We start from the raw sequence: 24,507 nt of genomic DNA on the forward strand, positions 1-24,507 counted from the left end.
GGGACGGCACGGTGACCGGCCGGGTCCTCGCGGAGCTCCGCGGTCATCTCGGCTCCGGCGAGGACGCCGAGGTGGACATCGAGGTGTCCGCGGGGGAGGTCCTGGCACCGCCGGGTCCGCGCGTCCCGCCGGACGAGCGGCCCTTCGAGCCGCTGGCCGGGCTGGCGGACGTGCCGGCCGGCTGGCACCGGCTGCGCGTCCGGCGCGGCGGCCGTACCGACCACACCGCGCTGCTGGTGGCACCGGCCGCGCTGCGGCCCCCGCCCCGCACGTGGGGGTTCACGGCGCAGCTGTACTCGGTGCGCTCCCGGGCGTCGTGGGGGCTCGGCGACCTGCGCGACCTGGCGGACCTCGCGGCGTGGAGCGGCCGCGAGCTGGGCGCGGGGTTCACCCTGGTCAACCCGCTGCACGCGACGGAGCCCGTCCCGCCGGTCGGGCCGTCGCCGTACTCGCCGATGAGCCGCCGCTTCCCGTCGCCGATCTACCTGCGGGTCGAGGACATGCCGGAGTACGCGCGGCTGCCCGCCCGGGACCGGGAGCGGTTCGCCGCCCTGGCCGCCAAGCTGCGCGCGCAGGAAGGGCTGCTGGACCGGGACGCGGTCTGGGCGGCCAAGCTGGAGGCGTTCGAGGCGATGTTCCGCCTCTGGCGGGAGGACGCCGACCCGGGCTACGCGGAGTTCCGCAGGCGCGAGGGCGCGGCGCTGGACGGTTTCGCCGCCTGGTGCGCGATCAGCGAGGAGCAGGGCACGACCGACTGGCGCCGCTGGCCGCCGTCCCTCCAGGGCGCCGGCGGCCCGGACGCCGGTGAGGAGGGCGGGGTGGACGTTCCCGGCTCCCGCGCCGCGTTCCACGCGTGGCTCCAGTGGCGCCTGGACGGGCAGCTCGCGGCGGCGCAGCGCGCGGCCCGGGACGCGGGGATGCCGGTCGGCGTCGTCCACGACCTGGCGGTCGGCATCCCGCACGGCAGCGCCGACGCGTGGATGTACCGGGGCATGCTCGCGTCCGGGATGAGCGTCGGGGCGCCTCCGGACGAGTTCAACCAGCGCGGCCAGGACTGGGGCCAGCAGCCGTGGCGGCCGGACGCGATGGCCCGCGACGGCTACCGGCCGTTCCGCGAGATGGTGGCCGCCGTGCTGCGGCACGCGGGCGGCATCCGCCTCGACCACGCCATGCAGGTGTCGCGGCTGTGGTGGGTGCCCGAGGGCGCGTCACCCGCCGACGGCACCTACGTCCGCTACGACCGCGACGCCCTGCTCGGCTGCCTCACCTGGGAGGCCGAGCGCTTCGGCGCCGTGGTCGTCGGCGAGGACCTCGGCACCGTCGAGCCACAGGTGCGGGAGGCCATGGCCGACCGCGGCGTCCTCGGCACGTCCCTGCTGTGGTTCGAGCGCGACGGGGAGGGGCGTCCCAAACCGCCCGCTCGGTGGCGCGAACTGTCCCTCGCCACCGTCGGCACGCACGACATGCCGCCCATCACCGGTTTCGTCCACGGCGACCACATCGCCCTCCGCGACCGGCTCGGCCTCCTCACCCGCTCCCGCGCCGAGGAGGAGGACGACCACCGCCGCCAGCTGGCGGACTGGCTGGCCCTCCTGCACGGCGAGGACCTGCTGGCGACGCCGCCCGCCGACATCATGCGGGCTCTGGCGGACGGCTCCACCGCCCACGACGGCGAGATCGTCGCGGCCTTGCACGCCTTCCTGGGACGTACACCCGCCCGCCTCAGGGGCGTCTCGCTCGCCGACGCCGTCGGAGAGCGCCGCACCCAGAACCAGCCGGGCACCACGGACGAGTACCCCAACTGGCGCGTCCCCTTGGCCGACGCCGGAGGCGACCCCGTCTTCCTGGAAGACCTCGGCGACGCCTTCGTCGACCCGAGCCTCAGGCGAGGGTCGCGGTGATGCGGGTGGTGACGTCCCGGAGGAGGGTGTCGGGGCGCAGCTCGGCCGCCGCGATCGCGGAGAAGAGCTCGGGAAGGCCCGGCAGCGGGTAGGAGCCGTCGGCGCCGGCCATGGCCTTGTGCCCCAGCGCGTGGCGGGACAGGGACTTGCGGGCGCGGGCCCAGGCCGTCCGGACCTCCTCCGGGGACGGGACGCCGAACCCGTGCCCGACCGGCGCGGCGTGCCGCAGCTTCACCAGGGCGCCGTCGGTGAAGTCCACGGCGAGCTTGCAGCGGTCGGTGAGGTCCGCCCGGACCGGGCCGTCCAGCCGGGTCATGACCGTGCAGGGGGTGCGGCAGCGGGCGGCGCAGTCGCCGAGCGCGGAGGCGACCTGGCTGTGCTGGCGGTCGAGGTAGGCGCGCCACCCGGGCGCCGGTTCCCTGGCGACGCGGAGGGTCCGCTCGCAGGCGGAGCGTTCCGGGCGGGTGTGGTCGCACATCCGGGCCGAGCCGGGCTCGACCGGGACGCCGAAGCGGCTGCCCTCGCCCGTCACGGACGCGCCGATGCGGGCGGGGTCGCCGGCGTGGCCGAGGACGGGCTCCCACGCGAGCATCGGGAGGTACTCGCCGGCGATGTGCACGGCGGCGACGAGCGCGGCCATGTCGCGGCGGTGCCAGCGGATCGCGATGACCTCCAGCAGGAGGGAGTACGCGGGGCGGAGGCTGGCGAGCGCGCCGCGCGGGCGTTCCCGCGGCGCCTGCGGCATGCGGCTGGCGCGGGCCCGGTCGAGCAGGTCGCCGGGGACCTCGCCGGTGGCCTCGGGCATCCCGAAGTCCTCGGCGTCCAGGTCCAGGACGCGCTGCCCGAACGCGCACAGGGCGGCGACGGCGGCGGCGTGGTGGTCGGGGACGACGGTGCCCTGCGTGATCAGCGCCGCGAGGTCACCGAACGCGTACCGCCGCGCCAGCGCCGTCAGAACGTCCTGTGCGGTCTCCAACGCGACTCCTCCCCCGCCGGCGACATGGCCCCGCCCCCGTGACCGTCAACGATCCCATGGTCACGGGGGCGGGGGACAGGCTCGCGCAGGCCGATCTGGGCGCCGGCTCAGGCGGACGCGGTGCTCAGGCGGACGCGGTGCTCAGGCGGACGCGGCGTCCTTCGCGCGGGCGCGCAGCGCGCGGGCGACGCCGTCGCGTCCCTCCGACAGGAGCCTGGTGAGCGCCGGCGGGGGCTTCTCCTCGGAGATGTAGGACTCGGTGCGGTCCACGGTGGACTGCTCGATGACCAGGAAGGGGTAGGCGACCTCCGCGAACGTCTGGGACATGTCGCTGCTCCACTCCCGCCAGACGCGCCCGACCTCGGCGAAGTAGCGGTCGACGTAGGGCACGAGCAGGTCGGCCTGGTCGGGCTCCACGAAACCGCCGAGCGTGGCCCGGAAGACGGCGTTGGGCAGGTCGCCGGACACGATCCGGTCCCACGCGGCGGCCTTCGCCTCCGCCGACGGGATGGCGGCCTTGCAGGCGGCGGCGTGCCGCTCGCCCGCGGCGGTGCGGTCCCGCTCGTGCTCGGCGTCGATCTCGGCCTCGCCCGCCTTCCCGGTGACGACGAGGCGGCGCAGCAGCGTCCAGCGCAGGTCGGTGTCGACCGTGAGGCCGTCGAGGACCTGCGAGCCGTCCAGCAGCCCCTGGATGAACGCCAGGTGGTCGTCCGACACGGCGGAACCGGCGAACGCCTGGGTGTAGGCGAGCTGGAGGTCCGAGCCGGGCTCGGCGCCGCGGGCCAGGTCCGCCAGGGTGTCGGCCAGGAGGGCCTGGCCTTCGCCGCGCCAGGCCGGGTCCGCGTACTGCTGGAGGGCGAGGCGCGCCTGCCGCAGCAGCGTCTGGGTGACCGCGATGTCGGTGACGCCGCGGATGCCCTTCGCGACGAGCCGGACGTAGTCGCGGGTGGGCATCTCGGCGTCGCGCGTCATGTCCCAGGCCGCCGACCAGCACAGCGCGCGCGGCAGGCTCTCCCGGATGTCGCCGATGCTCTCGACGAGGGTGGCCTGCGAGTGCTCGTCCAGCCGGATCTTCGCGTAGGTGAGGTCGTCGTCGTTGACCAGGACGAGGTCGGGACGCTTCTCGCCGACGAGCTGCGGGACCTCCGTCCGGGCGCCCACCACGTCCAGCTCGACCCTCTCTCGCCGGACGACGCCCTCCGGCGTCCTGTCGTAGAGCCCGATGGCGAGGCGGTGCGAACGCAGCGTCGGGTAGTCGGCCTTGGCCTCCTGCAGAACGGCGAACGACGAGAAGTTGCCGTCGCCGTCCAGCTCGTACTCGGGCCGCATCGTGTTGACGCCCGCGGTCTCCAGCCACTCCTTCGACCAGGCGGCGAGGTCGCGGCCGGACATCTCCTCCAGCGCGCCCAGCAGGTCGGTCAGGACGGTGTTGCCCCACGCGTGCCGGTCGAAGTAGCGCCGCACGCCCTCCAGGAAGTTGTCGAGGCCGACATAGGCCACGAGTTGCTTCAGGACGGACGCGCCCTTGGCGTAGGTGATGCCGTCGAAGTTGACCTCGACGGCGCGGATGTCGGGGATGTCGGCGGCGATCGGGTGGGTGGACGGCAGCTGGTCCTGCCGGTACGCCCACGCCTTCTCCAGGTTCGCGAACGTCGTCCACACCGAGGTCCAGTCGGTGGCCTCGGCCATGCACAGGACGCTCATGTACGTGGCGAACGACTCGTTCAGCCACAGGTCGTCCCACCAGCGCATGGTGACCAGGTCGCCGAACCACATGTGCGCCATCTCGTGCAGGATCGTCTCGGCGCGCCGCTCGTAGGCCGCGTCGGTGACCCGCGACCGGAAGACGTAGTCCTCCAGGAACGTGACCGCGCCCGCGTTCTCCATCGCGCCCGCGTTGAACTCGGGGACGAACAGCTGGTCGTACTTGCCGAACGGGTACTCCCGGCCGAAGACCTTCTCGAAGTAGCCGAACCCGCGGCGGGTGACGTCCACGATCGCGCCGGCGTCGAGGTGCTCGGCCAGCGACGCGCGGCAGAACACGCCGAGGGGGATGACGGAGCCGTCCTCGCGGCGGTACTCGTCGCGGACGACGTGGTACGGCCCGGCGACGAGCGCGGTGATGTAGGTGGACATCCGCGGCGTCGGCGGGAAGCGCCACGTGCCGCCCTCGGCCGAGGCGGGGGCCTCGTTGGTGACGACCTCCCAGTCCGCGGGGGCCTTCACCGTGAACTCGAACGTGGACTTCAGGTCGGGCTGGTCGAAGCATGTGAACATGCGGTGCGCGTCGGCCGTCTCGAACTGCGAGTACAGGTAGACGCCGCCGTCGACCGGGTCCACGAACCGGTGCAGGCCCTCACCGGAGCGGGAGTACGTGCAGTCGGCCACGACCCGGAGCTCGTTCTCCGCGGCCAGATCCGGCAACGGCAGACGGCCCTTCTCGGCGTCGTAGGACGAGGGGTCCAGGGCCTTGCCGTTCAGCGTCGCCTCCCGCACGGTGGCCCCGTGCAAGTCGGCGAACGTGGAGGCGCCGGCCTCCGCGCAGCCGAACCGGATCACGGTGGTGGAACCGAAACCCTCCTCACCCGTCGTCACGTCCAGGTCGACCGTGTACGACTCGACGGTGAGCAGCCGGGCCCGTTCCCGCGCCTCATCGCGCGTGAGGTTGCCTGCCACATGAACTCCTTGGTCGGCTTCATTCGCTTGGTTTCCCCCATGTCTACCAACCGGAGGCCGATCCGGCCCGCCCGCCACGGGCATTGGAACCTTTACCCGGGCGGGAATCGGGATCGCCGCGGCTTGGTTGTCGCTTTAAACACCCTGTTCTCGCTATAGGAGGCGACGTTGGCCAAGGACGCTGTCACCCCCGTGGATTTCTGGTTCGACCCGCTGTGTCCGTGGGCGTGGATCACGTCGCGCTGGATTCTGGAAGTGGAGAAGCTGCGCCCGATCGAAGTGCGGTGGCACGTGATGAGCCTTTCCGTCCTCAACGAGGACAAGGACGTCCCCGAGGAGTACCGCAAGGGCCTCCGGGACGGCTGGGGCCCGGTGCGCGTGTGCATCGCCGCTGAGCAGAAGTACGGGCCGGAGGCCCTCGGCCGCCTCTACACCGAGCTGGGCACGCGCCGCCACCACGAGAAGCAGGAGTTCGGCCGCCCCTACTTCGAGGCGGCGCTGACCGCGGCCGGGCTCGACCCGGCGCTCGCGGACGCCGCCGAGTCCACCGCCTACGACGAGGCCGTGCGCGCCTCCCACAAGGACGGCATCGACCGGGTGGGCCAGGAGGTCGGCACCCCGGTGATCGAGGTCGAGGGCAGCGCGTTCTTCGGCCCGGTCGTGTCGCCGATCCCGCGGGGCGAGGCCGCCGCCAGGCTCTGGGACGGCGTGGTCGCGGTGGCGGCCACGGACGGCTTCTTCGAGCTGAAGCGCAGCCGGACCCGGGACCCGATCTTCGACTGACCCGCCCGGACGCCGTCGCGGGCAAGTCACACATCTCTTGCTATTGCGAGAGTGTTGCAACTACTGTCAGGACGCCGCACACTGGATGGGTCGGCAGGAACCGGTAAGGCGGTGGCGGTAGGTGCACGTACCTGATGGCTTCATCGACGCGCCCGTGTCGATCGCGGCGGGCGCGGTCGCGGTGGCCGGCGTCGGGATCGCGCTGCGCGGGGCGCGGCGCGAGCTGGACGACCGGACCGCGCCCCTCGCGGGGCTGACGGCGGCGTTCGTGTTCGCCGCGCAGATGCTCAACTTCCCCGTCGCCGGCGGGACCAGCGGGCACCTGCTCGGCGGCGCGCTCGCGGCGATCCTCGTCGGGCCCTACGCGGGCATGGTGGCGGTGTCGGTCGTGCTGATCCTGCAAGCGCTGCTGTTCGCCGACGGCGGCCTCAGCGCGCTCGGCGTCAACATCATCCTGATGTCCTTGGTCACGGTCGCCGTCGGCTACGGGACGTTCCGGCTGCTGCTGCGGGTGCTGCCCAAGACCAGGGCGTCGGTCTCCGGGGCGGCGTTCGTGGCGGCCCTCCTCTCGGTGCCCGCGTCCGCGCTCGCCTTCACGCTGATCTACGCGGTCGGCGGGACGGCGGACGTGTCGATCGGGACGGTCGCCGCGGCGATGCTCGGCGTCCACGTCCTGATCGGCATCGGCGAGGCGCTGATCACCGCGGTGACCGTGTCGAGCGTCCTCGCCGTCCGGCCCGACCTCGTGTACGGGGCGCGCGGCCTGCTGAAGCCGGCCGAGCTGCGCACCGCCCGGCCCGCGGCGTCCCAGGTCCGAGGAGAAGCCACATGACCACCAAGCGTTTCTTCGCCGCGTTCCTGCTGGTCTCCCTCGTCCTCGCGGGGATCGTCAGCTACTACGCCAGCGGCAGCCCGGACGGCCTGGAGAAGGTCGCCGAGGAGGAGGGCATCAGCGCCGAGGAGAAGGACCACGCGCTCGGCGACTCCCCGCTCGGCGACTACGGGGTCAAGGGCGTCGACAACGAGTGGGTGTCGGCCGGGCTGTCCGGCGTCATCGGGGTCGGGGCCGTCCTGCTGGTCGGCGGCGGGCTGTTCTGGGCCGTGCGGCGGCGTGAGCCCGCCGGGGAGCCGCGGGAGAAGGCGCCGGCGGGAACGTCCGGGCAGGGGTAGTGGGCGCGGGACACGCGCACCGGCTGTACCTGCCGGGCGCCTCACCGGTGCACCGGCTGCCGCCGCAGACCAAGATCGTCGCGGTGGTGGCGTTCGTGCTGCTGGTCGTCGCCACCCCGCGCGAGCGCATGTGGGCGTTCGGCGTGTACGCGCTGCTGCTCGCGGCCGTCGCGCTGCTCGCCCGGGTGCCGTTCCCGACGGTGGCGCGGCGCACCGTGATCGAGGTCCCGTTCGTCGCGTTCGCGTTCCTGATCCCGTTCGTCGCGCAGGGTGAGAAGGTCGCGGTGCTGGGGCTGCAGGTCAGCCAGGGCGGGCTGTGGGACGCCTGGAACATCCTCGCCAAGGGCACCCTCGGCGTCGTCGCGTCCATCCTGCTCGCCGCGACGACCGAGCCGCGGCTGCTGCTGCTCGGCATCGAGCGGCTCCGGATGCCGCCGCTCATCACGCAGATCGCCGCGTTCATGCTCCGCTACGTCGACGTCGTCACCGCCGAGCTGGGCCGGATGCGGGTCGCGCGGGCGTCCCGCGGATTCGAGGCGCGCGACCTGCGCGCGACGCGCGTGCTCGCCCGGTCGGTCGGCGCGCTCTTCCTGCGCTCCTACGAGCGGGGCGAGCGCGTCCACCTGGCGATGGTGAGCCGCGGGTACGACGGCCGCATGCCCGTCATGCACGACGTGGGCGCGACCGCCGCGCAGTGGACCGCCGCCGCCCTGCTGCCCTCGGCCGCCGCGCTCGTCGCCCTCACCGCCTGGATCGCGCCATGACCCCGTCCCTTGATGTGAAGGGCCTCGCCTACGCCTACCCCGACGGCACGCAGGCCCTCTACGGCGTCGACCTCACGGTCGGGCGCGGCGAGCGGGTCGCGCTGCTCGGACCGAACGGCGCCGGGAAGACGACGCTCGTCCTGCACCTGAACGGCATCCTGCACGGCGGGCTGGGCGAGGTCAGGGTCGGCGGTCTCGCGGTCGACCCCGGCGACCGGAAGGCGCTGCGCGAGGTCCGCCGCCGCGTCGGCATCGTCTTCCAGGACCCCGACGACCAGCTGTTCATGCCGACCGTGCGGGAGGACGTCGCGTTCGGCCCGGCCAACCTCGGGATGCGCGGCGCCGAGCTGGACCGCCGGGTGCGCGACGCGCTGGCCGGCGTCGGCATGCTGGAGGTCGCCGACCGGCCGCCGCAGCATCTGAGCTTCGGGCAGCGCCGCCGCGTCGCGGTCGCGACCGTCCTCGCGATGGAGCCGGAGATCCTCGTCCTGGACGAGCCGTCCTCCAACCTGGACCCGGCGAGCCGCCGCGAACTGGCGGAGATCCTGCTGGGCCTGGACGTGACGGTCCTGATGGTCACGCACGACCTCCCGTACGCGGCCGAGCTGTGCCCGCGGTCGGTGATCCTCTCCGGTGGCGTGATCACGGCCGACCGCCCCACCCGGGACCTGCTGATGGACACCGAACTCCTGGCCGCGCACCGGCTGGAACTGCCGTTCGGGTTCGATCCCGCCGCCACCGTGCGCTGACCCGCCCGCCGACCTCGCCCGTTCATTCGGCCCGCCGACCCGCGCACCGATCCGGGCGGTTCCCGGCCGTTCCGCTTGCCTCCTCCCTCACCCTCCGCCAGACTCGGTTTTCTGACACTGGTAACGGTTTTCATATCCGAAAAGAGGGATATTGTGAAGGTTGCATTCGTCGGCAAGGGCGGCAGCGGCAAGACCACCCTGTCGTCGCTGTTCGTCCGGCACCTCGCCGGGCGCGGGCTCCCGGTGGTCGCCGTCGACGCCGACATCAACCAGCATCTCGGCGTCGCGCTCGGCCTCGACGAGGCCCTGGCCGCCAAGATCCCCGCGCTGGGCGACCGGCTCCCCGAGATCAAGGAGCACCTGCGCGGCGACAACCCGCGCATCTCCGCCGCCTCCGCCATGGTCAAGACCACCCCGCCCGGCCGGGGCTCGCGGCTGCTGCGGTTCCGCGGCGACGACCCGTTCCACGAGGCCGGGCAGGAGGTGCACGGCGTCACGCTCCTCGCCACCGGGCCGTTCAACGACGACGACCTCGGCGTGTCCTGCTACCACTCGAAGACCGGCGCGGTGGAGCTCTACCTCAACCACCTCGTGGACGGGCCCGGCGAGTACGTCGTGGTCGACATGACCGCGGGGGCCGACACGTTCGCGTCCGGGCTGTTCACGCGGTTCGACCTGATGTTCCTGGTCGCGGAGCCGACCCGGAAGGGCGTCGGCGTCTACCGGCAGTACACCGAGTACGCCCGCGACTACGACGTCGCCATCCGCGTCGTCGGCAACAAGGTGCAGTCCGAGGACGACGTCGCCTACCTGCGGGAGCACGTCGGGAACGACCTGCTGACCTGGATCGGCCAGTCCGCCGCCGTCCGGGCGCTGGAGCAGGGCCGGGCGGACACCGCGCTGGAGGACGGGAACGTCGCCGCCCTCGACCGGATGCGCGCCGAGGTCGACGCGTGCGTCAAGGACTGGGACCGGTTCCAGCGGCAGGCCGTCGAGTTCCACGTCAAGAACGCGCGGCGCTGGGCGAACGCCGCGACGGGACAGAACCTGGAAGAGCAGATCGACCACGGATTCCGCTTTCCCGCCGCCTACCCCGGGTAGCGCCGGGCCTACCGGCAGGGTCCGCCGGCCACTAATCTGCCCGCCATGACGATGCGGCGGATGGTGGCCATGGCGGGCGGCGCGGTGGCGCCCATCGCCCTTCTGGCGTTGCTCTTCAACAACCAGTGGGTGGTCGAGGCGGTCCGGGACGAGATCGACCCCAGCAGCGGGTTGGGCCCCTTGGTGGGGACGTTCCAGTACCCGCACTGGATCCTGACGCCCCGCGGCAACATGGACGTCTGGTTCGTCGTGAACCTGCAGTTCCTGCTGTTCCTCGTCGTGCTGGCGCTGCTCGTGTTCGCTGCCGCGAGGACGATCGACCCGGGGCGGGGCCCGCTCGGCTCGGTCATCGCCGGGTGGTGGGCGACCACCATCGCGGGCGGGGTGTCCGGTTTGATCGGCGGGGTCCTGCTGGTGTGGGCGCTGGACGTCCCCAGCACCGCCGGGTCCTTCGCGAGCCGCACCATCTGGAACCACATCGGCAACGGCGCGTCGTTCGGGCTGCTGTTCGGCTGGATCGCGGGGCTCGGCGCGCTCGCGGCCTTCGTGCTCATCCGTCCGCGCGGCCAGGCGCAGCAGCCCGCCTACGGCGGGCAGCCCTACGGGCAGCAGCCCTACGGCGGGCAGCAGCAGCCGTACGCGCAGCAGCCCTACGCACAGCAGCCGCAGGGCGCGCAGATGCCGCAGCCGGGGATGCCGCGGCAGCCGCATCCGTCGGCGGTGCCGTACGTCCCGCCGCAGGGCCAGCCCCACCAGCCGCAGCAGCAGGCGCAGTGGGGGGCTCCGGCCGTTCCGCAGCAGGCGGGGGCGCCGCAGCAGTTCGGCGCGCCGCCCGTCCCGCAGCAGCAGCCCGCCCAGGAGCCCGCGCAGCCCGCGCCGGAGGCGCCGAAGCCGCCCGAGGCCGAGCGCGCCGACGCCGCCGACCAGGAGAAGGAGGCGCCCGGAGCGGCGGCGGAAGCGCCCGCGGACGACCCGGAGGACGACGACCTGAACCTCCCCGACCGGACGATCGTCGACCGGAAACGCGACGACGGCTGAGCGGGGGCCCGGTGACGCCGACCCCCGCGCGCACCGCCCGCCGGGGGCTGCGAGAATCGGCCCCATGCGCGTGTTTCTTGGATGCGACCATGCCGGCTTCGAGCTGAAGGAGCACCTGCTCTCCTGGCTGAAGGAGAACGGGCACGAGGCCGTCGACTGCGGCGCGTTCGAGTACGACGCCGCGGACGACTACCCGCCGTTCGTCCTGCGGGCCGCCGAGCGGACCGCCGCGGAGCCGGGCTCCCTCGGCGTGGTGGTCGGCGGGTCCGGCAACGGCGAGGCGATCGCCGCCAACAAGGTCAAGGGCGTGCGGGCCGCGCTCGTCTGGAGCGAGGACACCGCCACGCTCGCCCGCGAGCACAACGACGCGAACGTCATCAGCCTCGGCGCCCGGCAGCACGACCTGGACACCGCCACCCGCTTCGTGGAGCTGTTCCTCGGGACCGCGTACTCCGGCGAGCCGCGGCACACCCGCCGCATCGAGATGCTCGGCGACTACGAGCGCACCGGCGAACTCCCGCCCCTTCCCTAGCCGCTGGAGCCCCAGCCGCTAGAGGCCGTTCGCGGGGGGTTTGCGGGCGCCGCGCTTGCCCTGGCGGCGCCGCTCGTTCTTCGCGGCCTTCGTGCGCCGGGGCGCCTCGGCGGCCTTGGCGGGATCGCCGCGCGTGCCCGGATCACCGGCCGCCGGCTCCGCGCCGTCGGGCCCTTCCCGCGAGACGTCCCGCGCCCGCATCGCCGCGTCGACCGTGATCCGCATGCCCGGCTGTCCCATGTGCCGCCCCTTTCCCGTACCACGTACCCCTACCCGGAGAAAACGTAGCTGGACCGTTGCAAATGGTCACCGGTGGTGTGGATACCGGCGCGGTGGCGGGTTTGCTCGGTACAGTGCCGGAGTCATGCTTCAACGACTGGTGCACGCCCTTCCGCCGAGAGTGCGTGCCGCCCTGCGCCGGATCCCGGTCCTCGTGGCGCTGTACCGGTGGCTGCGGCGGGGGAGGCTGACCAGGGAGCGGCACGTCTTCGCGGCCCTCGCGATCCTCTCGATCTGCATCGGGATCGCGACGGCGAACGACACCCGGGGCATCGCGCCCTCGGGGCTCCAGGTGCTGATCGTGCTCGGCGGCGGGCTGCTGCTGAAGGTGCGCAGCCTGGTCGCGCTGCTCGTCGTCGTGGCCGGGGTGAGCGCCTACAACGCCTGGCTGGACGTCCCCGGCATCGGCATCGGGATGGCCGCCACGCTGACGATCACCGCGGTGCTCGCCCTCACCCTCGCCCGGACGCGCCAGAAACTCGGCGTGCAGGGCCTGCGCGGCGACTCGATGCTGCTGGAGCTGCGCGACCGGCTGAAGCGCCAGGGGGAGATGCCCGAACTGCCGGACGGCTGGGACTCCCAGGTCGTGCTGCTGCAGGCCGGCGGGTCCTCGTTCGGCGGCGACTTCGTGGTGTCGGCCTCCGACGGCGACACGCTGGAGGTCGCGCTGGTCGACGTCTCCGGGAAGGGCACCGACGCGGGAACCCGCGCGCTGATGCTGTCGGGCGCCTTCGGGGGACTCCTTGGATCGGTCCAGCCCGACCGCTTCCTGCCCGCCTGCAACGACTACCTCCACCGCCAGCGGTGGGACGAGGGCTTCGTCACGGCCGTGCACGTCGTCGTCGACCTGAAGACGGGCGAGTACACCGTCGAGTCGGCGGGCCATCCGCCGGCCGTCCAGTTCGACGCGGGCACCGGCGCCTGGCGGGTCGGCACCGCCAAGGGCGTCGTGCTGGGCGTCGTGCCCGATCTGCGGTGCGTCCCCGAACACGGGATGCTGCGGCCCGGCGACGCGCTGCTCCTCTACACCGACGGCCTGGTCGAGTCCCCGGGCAGCGATCTGGACGCCGGCATCGACCGGCTGCTGGGGGAGGCGGAGCGGCTCGTCCCGCAGGGGTTCGGCAGCGGCGCGAAGGAACTCGTGGAGACGATGGCGGCGGCCCGCGACGACGACTGCGCCCTCGTCCTGATCTGGCGCATCTGACCTACGGCTGCGGCTCGGTCCTGCCGTGCGCCAGGCCGACGATGATGGCGCCGACCAGGACGGTGCCGGCGGCCGCGCCCACGCCAGCCAGCAACCGGGTCCGCATGGACGTCGCCGTGCCCTCCACATCGAGCGGCGTGTACGCCCTGGTGGCGGTGTCCCGCCGGCTGTCCAGCGCGGAAGGGCGCGGCGGGGCCGGCGCGGGCGTCCGCGCCGGCGGCGCCGAGGTCGCCCGCCAGCGGTCGCCGGCGTCCGGCTCCTGCTGCTCCACGAGGGTCAGCAGCAGTTCGGACGCGGTGGGACGCTCGGCCGGGTTCTTCGCCAGCGCCGACCGCACGGCCGGTACCAGCGAGTCCGGCAGCCCCGACAGGTCGGGTTCGTCGACGGCGCTGCAGAGGGTGGCGGGGTCGCCGCCGATCGGCATCCGCCCCGTCCCCGCGTGGGCGATGAGGCACCCCCACGCGAAGACGTCCGCCGCGGGCGTCGCGGGACCGCCGATGAGCACCTCGGGCGCCATCCAGCCGGGCGTGCCGAGGACCTGCCCGGACGTGGCGCCCGCCGTGCAGGCGTCCTGGGCGCGCGCGATGCCGAAGTCGATGACGCGGCAGCCCGACAGGGTCAGCATCACGTTGGCCGGCTTGATGTCGCGGTGCACGAGCCCCGCCGCGTGGATCGCCGCGAGCGCCGACGCGACCCCCACGGCGACGCCGTGCAGGTCGGCGGCCGGGAGCGGCCCGTCGCCGACGAGCCTGCTGTGCAGCGACACGCCGCCCACGTACTCGGTGACGAGGTAGGGGCGGCCGTCCTCCTCGCCGTGCGCGAGGACCCGCGCGGTGCAGAACGAGGCGACGCGGCTCGCGAGGTACGCCTCGTCCTTGAACCGCCGCCGGTAGGAGGGGTCGCCCGCCAGGTGCGGATGGATGGTCTTCACCGCGACGCGCCCGCCCGAGTCGGGATCGGCGCCGAGGTAGACCAGCCCCATGCCGCCCGACCCGAGGCGGCCCAGCAGCGGGTGCCCGGCGACCTCCCGCGGGTCGGCGGGTTCCAGTGGCCTGATGTCTCCGTCCATGGGGTTCCCGGCTCCCTCGTCTCTCTCCCGTCCGCCTATCCCCGATCGGCGGCGAATTATGGGGGCGTTCTTCCGGGAGGTGCGGAAACGTGATCGTCACGTCGATGTAGCGTCCCGTGAACCGGGGGCGTGCAGAGTAAGAAGCGGTTCGGCAATCGGCCCGGTCCCCGTCGGATTTCCTCCTCGGCGCGCGGGTGGGCGGGCGGTTGCCAGCACCGGAGGAGATGCCCGCGTGGCCGGAGCCCCAGGGGTGGGAGGTGCCGTTCACGCGGGTGTCCGTCCGGTGCGGACGATGTTTCGCAGGGCTTTCGTCCGGCAACATCCAATTCTGCGTTCACCCCCCAGGCGTCGGGAGCGGCACGGCGGTGCCGCGTGCGGGCCGGAAAGGGGGAGGGACGCGGGGGGTGCGGATCTTCGGGGACCTGTCGTCGCCGTCGCGCTGGTCGGTGCGGACCCGCGTGACCGCCATCGCGACCCTTTTCGTCGCCCTCCTGCTGGCGGCCGGCGCCGCGATCTTCTACCAGGTCGTCCGGTCCGCCGTGTACGACGGCCTGCACAAGCAGGGGACCAGCGCGGCCGCCGATCTCTCGACGCTCGTGGGCACCTCCGATCCGCGGGGGCGGCTGCGCGTGGAGGACCCGGAGTTCACGCTCCTGCAGGTGGTGAGCGACGACGGCGTCGTGCTCGCCGCCAGCGGTCAGCTGGAGGGACGCGGCCCGCTGGATGTGAGCGTGCCGCGCGCGCCGCGGGATCCCGCCCACCGCGTCGTCCAGGTCCCGGACAACGGCGCCGTCTACCTGGTCACGGAACGTGTCCGGAGCCCGGGCGGCTGGCGGATCGTCCACGTCGGCGCGCCCATCCGCACGTTCACCCAGTATCGGGGCCAGTTCATGGGCCTGCTCATTGGGGTGGTCCTGATCGGCACCGCCGCGGTCGGCTACATCGTGTCGCTGGCGGTGCGGCGGGCGCTGCGCCCGGTGCGGGAGATGAGCGCCGAGCTCGCCGAGATCACCGGCCGTGCCCCGGACCGCCGGGTGAGCGTCCCCCACCCGAACGACGAGGTGTCGGAGCTGGCGGAGTCGGTGAACGTGACGCTGAGCAGGCTGGAGGACGTCCTCGACCGGCAGCGCGGCTTCGTCGCGGACGTCTCGCACGAGCTGCGGAGCCCCCTCACCGGGCTGCGCACCCAGCTGGAGCTGGCGCTCGAACAGCCCGAGGACGAGGACTGGCCGGCGGTCGCCCGCGCGGCGCTGGCCGACGCCGACCGGCTGCAGGGCATCGTCAGCGACCTGCTGATCCTGGCGAAGCTCGGCGCCGGCGTGCACGTCGGGCGGGAGCGGGTCGATCTCGGGGCGCTGGTCCGCGCGGAGGTGACGCAGCACGAGCGGAGGGTCCCCGTCGAGGTCGAGACGACTGAGGGGGCCATGGTCCGGGCCACGCCCCACCACCTGGTCCGGGTGCTGACGAACCTGGTCGAGAACGCCCAGCGGCACGCCGCGTCGCGCATCTGGGTGACCGTGGCCGTGTCCGAGTCGCACGCCGTCCTGGAGGTGCTGGACGACGGTGCCGGGATCGCCCCCGAGGACCGGGAGCGGATCTTCTGGCGGTTCCACCGGCTCCGCGAGAGCCGCGAGCTCGACCAGGGCGGCACCGGCCTCGGGCTGACGATCTCCCGCGACATCGCCCGCGCGCACGGCGGGACGCTCGTCGCCGCCGACAGCGACCGGGGCGCGCGGTTCGTGCTGCGCATCCCGCTCGACGAGCCCTGACCGGGCCGGTCACCCGGCGGCGAGCGGTGGGCGGCGCGTCCCGTGCCGGGTGGCCTGCTCGAACGCGTGCCCGATCTGCAGGACGGCGAAGTCCGCGTGGTGCGGCCCGACGATCTGGAGCCCGACCGGCAGGCCGTCCCCGGTGAAGCCGGCCGGCACCGACAGCGCGGGGCAGCCGGTCGCCGAGATCAGGAAGCACGACCGCATCCACTCCAGGTAGTCGCGCATCGGCTGTCCGGCGACCTCCTCCGGGTACTCCAGCGCGGCGTCGAACGGCGGCACCTGGCTGACCGGCAGGAGCAGCGCGTCGTACCGTTCGAAGAACTCCCGGACCCGGTGGAACAGGGCAGTGTGCAGCACTTCGGCCCGCCCGAGGTCGGCGCCGGTGAGGGAGCGCCCCGCGTCGATGTTCTCCGCGAGGGAGGTCTTGAATTCCGCGCGGCGCTCGTCGAGCAGCGGGCGGAGCGCGATGTCCCAGTGCCAGGCGCGCAGCGTCCGGAAGACCTCGTCCGCCCCCGACAGGTCGGGGCACGCCTCCTCGACCGCGCAGCCGAGCTCCTCGAACACCTTCGCGGCCGGTTCGAGGGCGCCGGTGACCGCGGGGTCGACGGGGACGGCCCCGCCGAGGTCGGGGGACCAGGCGACGCGCAGCCCGGCGAGGTCGCGGCCGAGCGGCGCCGCGAAGACCGAGCCGGGCGTCTCCAGCGCGATCGGGCTGCGCGGGTCGGGCCCGGCGAGCACCGACAGCAGCAGCGCCACGTCCGCCACCTCGCGCGCCATCGGGCCCTGCACGCCGAGCGTCGCCCAGCCCGCCGGCACCGGCCACGACGGCACCCGGCCCGGCGACGGGCGGAACCCGACGACGTTGCAGAACGACGCGGGGTTGCGCAGCGACCCGCCCATGTCGCTGCCGTCCGCGAGCGGATGCATGCCGCAGGCCAGCGCCGCCGCGGCCCCGCCGCTGCTGCCGCCCGCCGAGCGGGACGGGTCGTAGGGGTTGCGGGTCAGCCCGAACAGCGGGTTGAACGTGTGCGACCCGGCGGCGAACTCCGGCACGTTCGTCTTGCCGAGCGTGATCACCCCGGCCGCCCGCATCCGCTCGACGACCAGTTCGTCGGCGTCGGGCACGTGCTCGGCGAAGATCGGCGACCCGGACGTCGTGCGGATGCCCCCGGTGGCGTGGGTGTCCTTGTGCGCGGCGGGCAGGCCGTGCAGCGGACCGGGCCGCTCCCCGGCGGCCAGCCGCTCGTCCGCCTCCCGCGCCTGCCGCATCGCGTCCTCCGCGATCAGCGTGACGATGGCGTTGACCTCGGGATTCGTCCTGTCGATCTGGTCGAGGTGCGCCTGGACGACCTCCCGCGCCGACAGCTCCCGCGCCCGCATCCGGCGGGCCAGGTCGCGGGCGGAGGCGAAGTGGATCTCATCGGACACCGTGTGTTTCCCTTCTCCGGAGGCCCCTCCAGTGTCCCCCGTGCGGCGGCTGACCTGCCCATGCGGTCATGATGGTCGCGTGACGGAACGGGTGGGAGCGCGCGAGCTGCTGCGCCGCGTGCTGGACGATGGAGCCTGGACGTCGTGGGACACCCCGCCCCCAGGGCCGGATCCCGCGTCGTCCTATGGCGCGGAACTGGCCGCCGCCCGCGAGCGCAGCGGGTGCGACGAGGCCGTCATCACCGGCGAGGGGCGCCTGCGGGGCCACCGGATCGCGTTCGTCGTCTCCGAGTTCCGCTTCCTCGCCGGCTCGATCGGCCTCGCCACCGCCGACCGGATCGTCGCCGCCGTCGAGCGCGCCACCGCCGAGGGCCTGCCGCTGGTCGCCGCGCCGTCGTCCGGCGGGACCCGCATGCAGGAGGGCACCGCCGCGTTCGTGCAGATGGCCCGGATAACCGCCGCCGTCAGGGCGCACCGCGCCGCCGGGCTGCCCTACCTCGTCTACCTGCGGCACCCCACGACCGGCGGGGTGTTCGCCTCCTGGGGGTCGCTGGGGCACGTGACGGCGGCGGAACCGGGTGCGCTGATCGGTTTCCTCGGGCCGCGCGTCTACGAGGGCCTGTACGGGGAGCCGTTCCCCGCCGGCGTGCAGGTCGCGGAGAACCTCGCGGCCAAGGGGCTCCTGGACGCCGTGGTCGGCATCGACGACCTCACCGAGGTGGCGTCCCGCGCGCTGAACGTCCTGTGCGGGGACGCGCCTCCGGCCGCTCCGCCCCCTCCTCCCGCGGAGACCCTCCCGGAGACGGCGGCGTGGGAGTCGATCGAACGGTCGCGGCGCCCGGACCGGCCGGGCGTCCGCGAACTCCTCCGCCATGGCGCCACGGACGTGACACCCCTCTCGGGCACCGGCCAGGGGGAGGCCGAGCGGGGGATGCTCCTCACGCTGGCCCGCTTCGGCGGCGCGCCCTGCGTCCTCGTGGGCCAGGACCGGAGCAGCCAGCGCGGCGGCCACCCCCTCGGCCCCGCCGGGCTGCGCGTCGCGCGGCGCGGGATGCGGCTGGCCGCGGAGCTGTCGCTGCCGCTGGTCACCGTGGTCGACACGCCGGGCGCCGCCCTGTCGGCGGAGGCGGAGGAGGGCGGCCTCGCGGGCGAGATCGCCCGCTGCCTGGCCGACCTGATCACCCACCCGTCGCCGACGCTCTGCCTGCTGCTGGGCGAGGGCACGGGCGGCGCGGCGCTGGCGCTGCTGCCCACCGACCGGGTGCTCGTGGCGCGGCACGCGTGGCTGTCCCCGCTCCCGCCCGAGGGCGCCTCGCTGATCGTCCACCGGACGACCGCGCGGGCGGACGAGGTCGCGGCGGCCCAGGGCGTCCGCTCCGCGGACCTCCTGCGCGACGGCCTCGCGGACGAACCCGTCCCCGAGCACCCCGACGCGGCGGACGAGCCCGAGGCGTTCTGCCGCCGCGCGGCGGCCGCCGTGGAGCGGGGACTCTCCGGCCTGGTTCCCGGCGGCCCGGCCGCCCGGCAGGCCCGGTACCGTCCCCCTGCTTGACCGAACCCGCCATCAGGGCCGGCTACGACGCCGTCGCCGCCCTCTACGCCGACATGTTCCGCGACATCCTCGACGACTTGCCCGTGGACCGCGCGCTGATCGCCGCGTTCGCGGAGCTGGTCCGGGGCAGCGGCGCCCCCGTGGCCGACCTCGGCTGCGGCCCCGGCCACGTCACCGCCCACCTGGCGTCGCTCGGGCTCCCCGCGTTCGGCGTCGACCTGTCCCCGGAGATGATCGCGCTGGCCCGGAAGGACCATCCGGACCTCCGCTTCGCGGAGGGCACGATGACGGCCCTCGACCTGCCGGACGCCGAGCTCGGCGGGATCCTCGCCTGGTACTCGGTCATCCATCTTGACCCCGGCGACCTCCCGGCGGTGTTCGCCGAGTTCCACCGCGTCCTGGCGCCCGGCGGGCACGTCCTGATCGCCTTCCAGACCTGCGACGGCGACGCGCCCCTGGCCTTCGACCACAAGGTCGTCCGCGCCTACCGCTGGCCGCCGGGCCGGCTCTCCGCCCTGCTCCGCGACGCCGGTCTGACCGAGGTGGCCCGCCTGATCCGCGAGCCGGCCGAGCACGACCGCTTCCCGGCGGCGAACCTGCTGCTCCGCAAACCCGCCGCGTAGGCCGCTCCGCGACCGTCCTCCGGGGGTCCCCCGCGCGGGGGAGCGGGATGCGTCCGGTGGGTGATCCGGACGGGCGGTCAGAGCTGTGACCTTGGTTGCCGGGAGAGAACCGAGCCGAAGGAGACAGCGATGACCGTTCTGGCCACACGCCCGGCCGCGGCCGGGCGGCTGCGAGCCGCGTGGGCGGCGGCGCACGACCCCGTTCCCGGTGTCCCGCGCTGGGCGCGGATCGCCGCGCTGGCCGTCCCGCTGGTCGTGCTGCCCTCCGGGCTGTGGCGCGTCGCGGTGTTCACCCTTCACCTGCCGATCGCCGACGGCGTCCTCATGGAGGGCGACGTGAACGGTGACCTCCCGGGGTGGTTCCCCATGGAGCTCTACGTGGTGCTGCTCTCGGTCCTCTCGGAGGTGGCGGCCTTCACCGCCGTGGGGTTGATCGCCCGCTGGGGCGAGGTGTTCCCCCGGTGGATACCGGGCCTGCGCGGACGCCGCGTCCCCGTCTCCGCCGCGGTGGTCCCGGCCGCCGCGGGCGCCGCGTTCCTGACGGTGCTGTGGACGGTGGCGGTCGGGAACTTCCTGCTCTTCCAGGAGACCATGCAGGGACGCCCGCTGCCGGAGGGCTTCCCCCTCAACTTCGACGACTGGAAGGGCGTCATCGGCGTGGTCTCGTACGTGCCGCTGGTGGCGTGGGGGCCGCTGCTCGCCGCCGTGACCTACGCCTACTACCGCCGCCGCACCCGCTCGGGCACCTGACCCGGCGGGCTGTTCCCGGCGCGCACGGCGGGGGTGTGCCCCGGACTACCGGAGAGTACGGTTGGCGGGACCCCCTGGGCTTGGAGGATCGCATGCCGCAGTTGACCGAGTTGATTTCGCCCGCGGCGGCCGGTGCCGTGCTCCGTGCCGTGTTCGGGCTGCCCCGCCCCCTCCGGCGCCTGATCGCCGGGCCGCCCGTGCGGCAGGACGGGCAGGAGCTGGCCCTGGACGCGCAGCTCCTCCTGCTGATGTCGAAGCTCGACCAGCGGTCGCTGGGCGGCGGGTCGCCGGAGGACGCCCGCGCGGGGCTCGCGCGGGCCAAGGAGATGCTCGGCAGGGAGCCCGGCCGTCCGGTGCGGACGCGGGAGGTCGCGATCGCGGACACCGTCACGAGCCGGCTCTACACGCCGAAGGCGCTGCCGGAGGGGTCGCCCCTCCTCGTCTTCTACCACGGCGGCGGATGGGTCATCGGCGACATCGACACCCACGACACCGTGTGCCGGTACCTCGCGGTGCACGCGGAGGTGCGGGTCCTGTCGGTGGGGTACCGGCTCGCGCCCGAGCACCGGTATCCGGCGGCGGCCGAGGACGCCCGCACGGCGTACGAGTACGCCGTCAAGAACGCCGCGGAGCTCGGGGCCGACCCGCAGGCCATCGCGGTCGGCGGAGACAGCGCGGGCGGCAACCTCGCGTCGGTCGTGTCCCTTTTCGCGGACCGCAGGCCCGACTTCGCGCTGCTGTTCTACCCGGCGACCGACCTGTCGGCCCGGCGCCGGTCGCGGGAGCTGTTCGCGGAGGGGTTCTACCTCACCGACGCCGACATGACGTGGTTCAGCGACCACTACTGCCCGCCGGAGCGCAGGACCGAGCCGATGGCGTCGCCGCTGCTGGCGGAGGATCTCGCCGGCTTCCCGCCGACCTACCTGGTCACCGCGGGCTTCGACCCGCTGCGGGACGAGGGGGAGGAGTTCGCCGGGCGGCTCGCGGACGCCGGGGTGCCGGTCGCGCTGCGGCGGCAGGAGGACCTCATCCACGGGTTCGCGAACATGTGGCCGCTCGGCGGCCGGTTCCAGGAGGCCCTGTCGGAGGCGGCCGGGGCCCTGCGCACCGGTCTGTACGCGGGGCCCCGGGGACGCGCCTAGAGGCTGCTAGAGCGGCAGGCCCGTGAAGACCATCACCTTCTCCTCGGTGTAGTCGGCCATGGCCGACCGCAGCCCCTCGCGGCCGACGCCCGAGTCCTTCACGCCGCCGTACGGCATCTGGTCGGCGCGGTAGGACGGGACGTCGCCGATCACGACGCCGCCGACGTCCAGCTCGCGGTGCGCGCGGAACGCGATGTCCAGGTTGCGGGTGAAGATGCCCGCCTGGAGGCCGAACTTGGAGTCGTTGACGAGCTCGAACGCCTCGTCGACGCCGTCCACCGGCTGGACGAGCATGACCGGGCCGAAGACCTCCTCGCGGGCGACCTTGGCGTCGGCCGGGACGTCGGCGAGCACGGTCGGCGCGTAGGCGGCGCCCTCGCGGGTGCCGCCGGTCAGGACCTTCGCGCCCGCCGCGACGGCCTCGTCCACCCATGCCTCGACGCGCTCGGCGGCCTCCTCGCTGACCAGCGGGCCGACCTGCGTCTTGTCGTCCCACGGGTCGCCGGTGACCAGCGACGCGACGGTGTCGACGAGCTTCGGCAGGAACGCGTCGTACACGGACCGGTCGACGTACACGCGCTGGACGGCGATGCAGCTCTGCCCGGCCTGGTAGTTGGAGAACAGCCCGATGCGCCCGGCGGCCCAGTCGAGGTCGGCGTCGGGCAGGACGACCGCCGCGCCGTTGCCGCCGAGCTCCAGCGTGACGTGCTTGCGGGGCGCCTGGTCGCGGATGGCCCAGCCGACGGGGACCGACCCGGTGAACGACACGATCGGCAGGCGCGGGTCGTCCACGAGGGCGGGCGCCCGGTCGTTCGGGACCGGGAGGATCGAGAACATCCCTGCGGGCAGGTCGGTCTCGGCGAGCAGCTCGCCGAGGAGCAGCGCCGACAGCGGGGTCGCGGGCGCGGGCTTGAGGACGATCGGGGTGCCCGCCGCGATCGCCGGGGCGATCTTGTGGGCGGCGAGGTTCAGCGGGAAGTTGAAGGGCGAGATCCCGAGCACCGGGCCCTTCGGCACGCGGGTGATGTACGCCATCCGGCCCTCGGCGGCGGGGTCGGTGTCGAGCCGCTGCACGGTGGCGCCGAAGCGGCGGGCCTCCTCGCCGGCGAACCGGAACGTGGAGACCGCGCGGGTGACCTCGCCGCGCGCCCACAGCAGCGGCTTGCCGTTCTCGCCGGTGATCAGGCGGGCGATCTCCTCGGCCCGCTCGGCGATCCGCGCGGACACGTGCGCGAGCGCGTCGGCCCGCACGTGCAGCGGCAGCGCCGCGGCGTCCTTGCGGAGGGCGTCCGCGGCGGCGATGGCCTCCTCCACCTGGGCGGGCGTCGGCACGGCCGCCGTCCCGACCACCCGGCCGTCGTAGGGATGCGTAACGGTCAGCTCGCCGTCACCGGTCTCGGGCCGGCCGGCCAGCCAGAATGGGGTCGCGTTCATGCGTTCACGCTACCTACGGCGCGGACGATTGCGAGTCTCCACGATGTCGAATCGAAGACTCGTCGTTGGACATGACGGCGAGGGCGATCCACAGCTCGACGCGGACCGCCGGGTCGTCGGGGTCGCGGCCCAGGATCTCGGCGGCCCTGCGCATCCGCGACCGCAGGGTGTGCCGGTGGACGCCGAGCGCCCGCGCCGCCGCCTCGCCCTGCCCGTTGGCCGCGATGTACGCCCGGACGGTGCCGACCAGGTCCTCCGCGCGGAGCGGGGCGAGCAGCGCGTCGGCGAAGGCGCGCGCCGGCCGCGGGTCGAGCAGGCCGAGGACGCCCTGCCCGGGAAGCTCGGAATGGCGCACGACGTCGCGTCCGGAGCGGGTGGCGGCCGCCAGCGCGTCGCCGGCCTGCCGGAGCGCGGCGGGCAGGTCCGCCGCGGCCGGGTCGCTGACGCCGATGGGGCCGGTGCCCGCGAGCAGCGACTCGACGGTCCCGCTCGCCTCGTCCGGGACGACCACGGCGACGTAGCCGTCCAGCGGCAGCGCGAGGCCGCGTCCGGCGGCGGGGTCGGACTCCAGCACGTCCAGGACGGCCGCGCCGCCCGCGCAGGCCAGCACCCGGACCGGGCCGCGCGGCACCGCCGGGCCGTCCGCCGGGCGGCCGAGCAGCAGTGCCGCGAGCGAGGCGCGCAGGTCGCGGCCGGTCCGCGGCGCTTCCGACTGGAGGGTGAGCAGCGCGACGGCCGCCCCGACGATCGTGTGCGCGACGTGGGGGAGCGGCGCGTCGGTCCCGACGGCGAGGAACCCGCGGGGCCGCTCGCCCAGCCCGATCCGCTGCACCGCGATGTGCTCGCCCGGCAGCGAGAGCGCCACGCTCGCGGACGGCGCGCCGGTGCTCCGCGCCGCCATGGGCTCGGTGCTCCGCGCCGCCATGGGCTCGGTGCTCCGCGCCGCCGGTGGCTCGCCGCCCCGCGCCCCCGGCGCTCTCCGGAGGCGGGTCAGCTCGGGCGTCAGCGCCCCGGCGCGGCGGGCGGCGGACGCCGGTGCGGCGTGCAGGACGCCGCCGGCCGGGTCGAGCAGCAGCGCCCAGCCGCCGAGCAGCCGGGCGAGCCGGGCGACCAGCGCGTCCCGCCCGGTGAGCGCGGCGCGGGTCAGCTCCCGCTGCGCCCGGAACGCGCGGGTCACGTCCTCGTACCACTCGGCGGCGAGCATCCGCGACACCGCCTTGCCGACGGCGATGAACGGGGTCGGGCGCGGCACCTCCAGCAGGACGAGCCCCTGGTCGCGGGCCGCGGCGAGCAGCTCGCCCGGGACGGTGTCGTGGATGACCCCGACCGCGAACCCGAGCCCGGCGACGCCGCGTCCGACGAGCCGCGACACGTACCCGGCGGCGCCCGCCGGGGTCAGCCGCATGCCCGTGGTCAGGAGGAGCTCACCGCCCTCCAGGAACGGCGTCGGGTCCTCCAGCTCGCTGACCGCGACCCACACGACGGCCGTGTCCGGGAGCGGGCCGGTCAGCGACCGCAGGCCGAGCTGCGGCAGCGCGGCGACCGAGGCCAGGGTGGGCGGCAT

22 protein-coding genes are annotated in these 24,507 nt (G+C 74.3%); 15 read left to right on the top strand and 7 right to left on the bottom strand.

The genetic code is table 11. The features are described 5' to 3' along the window. Nucleotides 1–1,901, top strand: a 1,901-nt coding sequence (gene malQ, locus IEZ03_RS18945) for a 4-alpha-glucanotransferase (RefSeq protein ID WP_189241220.1), incomplete at its 5' end; no start/stop codon positions are given. Here malQ and IEZ03_RS18950 read toward each other — a convergent pair. Then, on the bottom strand, nt 1,882–2,877 hold the full coding sequence (locus IEZ03_RS18950) for a hypothetical protein (RefSeq protein ID WP_184881955.1): 996 nt from the start codon (nt 2,875–2,877) through the stop codon (nt 1,882–1,884). The two genes, malQ and IEZ03_RS18950, sit on opposite strands and share 20 nt — an antisense overlap. 141 nt (nt 2,878–3,018) lie before the next feature. Then, nucleotides 3,019–5,553: an aminopeptidase N gene (gene pepN / locus IEZ03_RS18955; RefSeq protein ID WP_184881957.1), complete on the bottom strand. Its 2,535-nt coding sequence runs from the start codon at nt 5,551–5,553 to the stop codon at nt 3,019–3,021. Nucleotides 5,554–5,721: 168 nt separating this feature from the next. On the opposite strand from pepN, the gene IEZ03_RS18960 reads away from it, so the two are divergent. From IEZ03_RS18960 to IEZ03_RS18990, 8 genes are all read left to right on the top strand, one after another. Next, nucleotides 5,722–6,336, top strand: coding sequence for a mycothiol-dependent nitroreductase Rv2466c family protein (locus tag IEZ03_RS18960; RefSeq protein WP_132054995.1), 615 nt, complete (start codon nt 5,722–5,724; stop codon nt 6,334–6,336). A 121-nt stretch (nt 6,337–6,457) separates the two neighbouring features. After that, a complete protein-coding gene (locus tag IEZ03_RS18965) occupies nt 6,458–7,168 on the top strand; it encodes an energy-coupling factor ABC transporter permease (protein WP_229808395.1) in 711 nt (236 codons plus the stop codon). Further along, the gene (locus tag IEZ03_RS37985; RefSeq protein ID WP_221480606.1) at nt 7,165–7,506 is read left to right on the top strand and encodes a PDGLE domain-containing protein; all 342 of its coding nucleotides are present in this window, start codon (nt 7,165–7,167) and stop codon (nt 7,504–7,506) included. Before IEZ03_RS18965 ends, IEZ03_RS37985 begins: the two co-directional genes overlap by 4 nt. Beyond that, nucleotides 7,506–8,270, top strand: coding sequence for a cobalt ECF transporter T component CbiQ (gene cbiQ / locus IEZ03_RS18970; protein ID WP_184881959.1), 765 nt, complete (start codon nt 7,506–7,508; stop codon nt 8,268–8,270). The genes IEZ03_RS37985 and cbiQ overlap by 1 nt, the downstream gene beginning before the upstream one ends. After that, nucleotides 8,267–9,019 (top strand): energy-coupling factor ABC transporter ATP-binding protein, encoded by a 753-nt coding sequence (locus IEZ03_RS18975; RefSeq protein ID WP_184881961.1) that lies wholly within the window; start codon nt 8,267–8,269, stop codon nt 9,017–9,019. Before cbiQ ends, IEZ03_RS18975 begins: the two co-directional genes overlap by 4 nt. Nucleotides 9,020–9,172: 153 nt before the next feature. After that, nucleotides 9,173–10,120, top strand: coding sequence for an ATP-binding protein (locus IEZ03_RS18980; protein WP_184881963.1), 948 nt, complete (start codon nt 9,173–9,175; stop codon nt 10,118–10,120). Nucleotides 10,121–10,165: 45 nt separating this feature from the next. Then, nucleotides 10,166–11,158: a hypothetical protein gene (locus tag IEZ03_RS18985; RefSeq protein ID WP_184881965.1), complete on the top strand. Its 993-nt coding sequence runs from the start codon at nt 10,166–10,168 to the stop codon at nt 11,156–11,158. A gap of 64 nt (nt 11,159–11,222) precedes the next feature. Next, complete coding sequence (locus tag IEZ03_RS18990) at nt 11,223–11,690, top strand: ribose-5-phosphate isomerase (protein ID WP_132054543.1); 468 nt, start codon at nt 11,223–11,225, stop codon at nt 11,688–11,690. Nucleotides 11,691–11,708: 18 nt separating this feature from the next. Here the strand turns inward: IEZ03_RS18990 and IEZ03_RS18995 are convergent, their stop codons facing one another. Then, nucleotides 11,709–11,930 (bottom strand): hypothetical protein, encoded by a 222-nt coding sequence (locus IEZ03_RS18995; protein WP_184881967.1) that lies wholly within the window; start codon nt 11,928–11,930, stop codon nt 11,709–11,711. Between the two features lie 124 nt (nt 11,931–12,054). Here IEZ03_RS18995 and IEZ03_RS19000 point away from each other — a divergent pair, with 124 nt between their 5' ends. Further along, a complete protein-coding gene (locus tag IEZ03_RS19000; protein WP_184881969.1) occupies nt 12,055–13,173 on the top strand; it encodes a PP2C family protein-serine/threonine phosphatase in 1,119 nt (372 codons plus the stop codon). Nucleotide 13,174: 1 nt separating this feature from the next. On the opposite strand, the gene IEZ03_RS19005 is transcribed toward IEZ03_RS19000, so the two are convergent. Then, nucleotides 13,175–14,242: a serine/threonine-protein kinase gene (locus IEZ03_RS19005; protein WP_184881971.1), complete on the bottom strand. Its 1,068-nt coding sequence runs from the start codon at nt 14,240–14,242 to the stop codon at nt 13,175–13,177. A 404-nt stretch (nt 14,243–14,646) separates the two neighbouring features. Here IEZ03_RS19005 and IEZ03_RS19010 point away from each other — a divergent pair, with 404 nt between their 5' ends. Continuing rightward, entirely contained in the window at nt 14,647–16,011 is a 1,365-nt protein-coding gene (locus tag IEZ03_RS19010; protein ID WP_184881973.1) for a sensor histidine kinase, read from the top strand. A 9-nt stretch (nt 16,012–16,020) separates the two neighbouring features. Here IEZ03_RS19010 and IEZ03_RS19015 read toward each other — a convergent pair whose 3' ends face one another. Next, nucleotides 16,021–17,442, bottom strand: coding sequence for an amidase (locus IEZ03_RS19015; RefSeq protein WP_184881975.1), 1,422 nt, complete (start codon nt 17,440–17,442; stop codon nt 16,021–16,023). 79 nt (nt 17,443–17,521) lie between these two features. Here IEZ03_RS19015 and IEZ03_RS19020 point away from each other — a divergent pair, with 79 nt between their 5' ends. The 4 genes from IEZ03_RS19020 to IEZ03_RS19035 all read left to right on the top strand — a co-directional run bounded on the left by IEZ03_RS19020 (nt 17,522) and on the right by IEZ03_RS19035 (nt 21,509). Then, entirely contained in the window at nt 17,522–18,994 is a 1,473-nt protein-coding gene (locus IEZ03_RS19020; RefSeq protein ID WP_184881977.1) for a carboxyl transferase domain-containing protein, read from the top strand. Continuing rightward, nucleotides 18,991–19,617 carry a class I SAM-dependent DNA methyltransferase gene (locus IEZ03_RS19025; RefSeq protein ID WP_229808396.1) on the top strand — a complete coding sequence of 209 codons (627 nt, stop codon included), beginning with the start codon at nt 18,991–18,993 and terminating at the stop codon, nt 19,615–19,617. Before IEZ03_RS19020 ends, IEZ03_RS19025 begins: the two co-directional genes overlap by 4 nt. A 129-nt stretch (nt 19,618–19,746) precedes the next feature. Continuing rightward, nucleotides 19,747–20,367, top strand: coding sequence for a hypothetical protein (locus IEZ03_RS19030; RefSeq protein ID WP_184881979.1), 621 nt, complete (start codon nt 19,747–19,749; stop codon nt 20,365–20,367). 92 nt (nt 20,368–20,459) lie between these two features. Continuing rightward, nucleotides 20,460–21,509, top strand: a complete 1,050-nt coding sequence (locus IEZ03_RS19035; protein ID WP_184881981.1) for an alpha/beta hydrolase — start codon at nt 20,460–20,462, stop codon at nt 21,507–21,509. Nucleotides 21,510–21,515: 6 nt separating this feature from the next. Here the strand turns inward: IEZ03_RS19035 and IEZ03_RS19040 are convergent, their stop codons facing one another. Both IEZ03_RS19040 and IEZ03_RS19045 read right to left on the bottom strand, forming a co-directional pair. Next, nucleotides 21,516–22,943 carry an aldehyde dehydrogenase family protein gene (locus IEZ03_RS19040; protein WP_184881983.1) on the bottom strand — a complete coding sequence of 476 codons (1,428 nt, stop codon included), beginning with the start codon at nt 22,941–22,943 and terminating at the stop codon, nt 21,516–21,518. Between the two features lie 13 nt (nt 22,944–22,956). Continuing rightward, a complete protein-coding gene (locus tag IEZ03_RS19045) occupies nt 22,957–24,507 on the bottom strand; it encodes a PucR family transcriptional regulator (protein ID WP_184881985.1) in 1,551 nt (516 codons plus the stop codon).

The organism is Actinomadura livida (genome assembly GCF_014648675.1).
Taxonomy (GTDB): Bacteria; Actinomycetota; Actinomycetes; order Streptosporangiales; family Streptosporangiaceae; genus Spirillospora; species Spirillospora livida.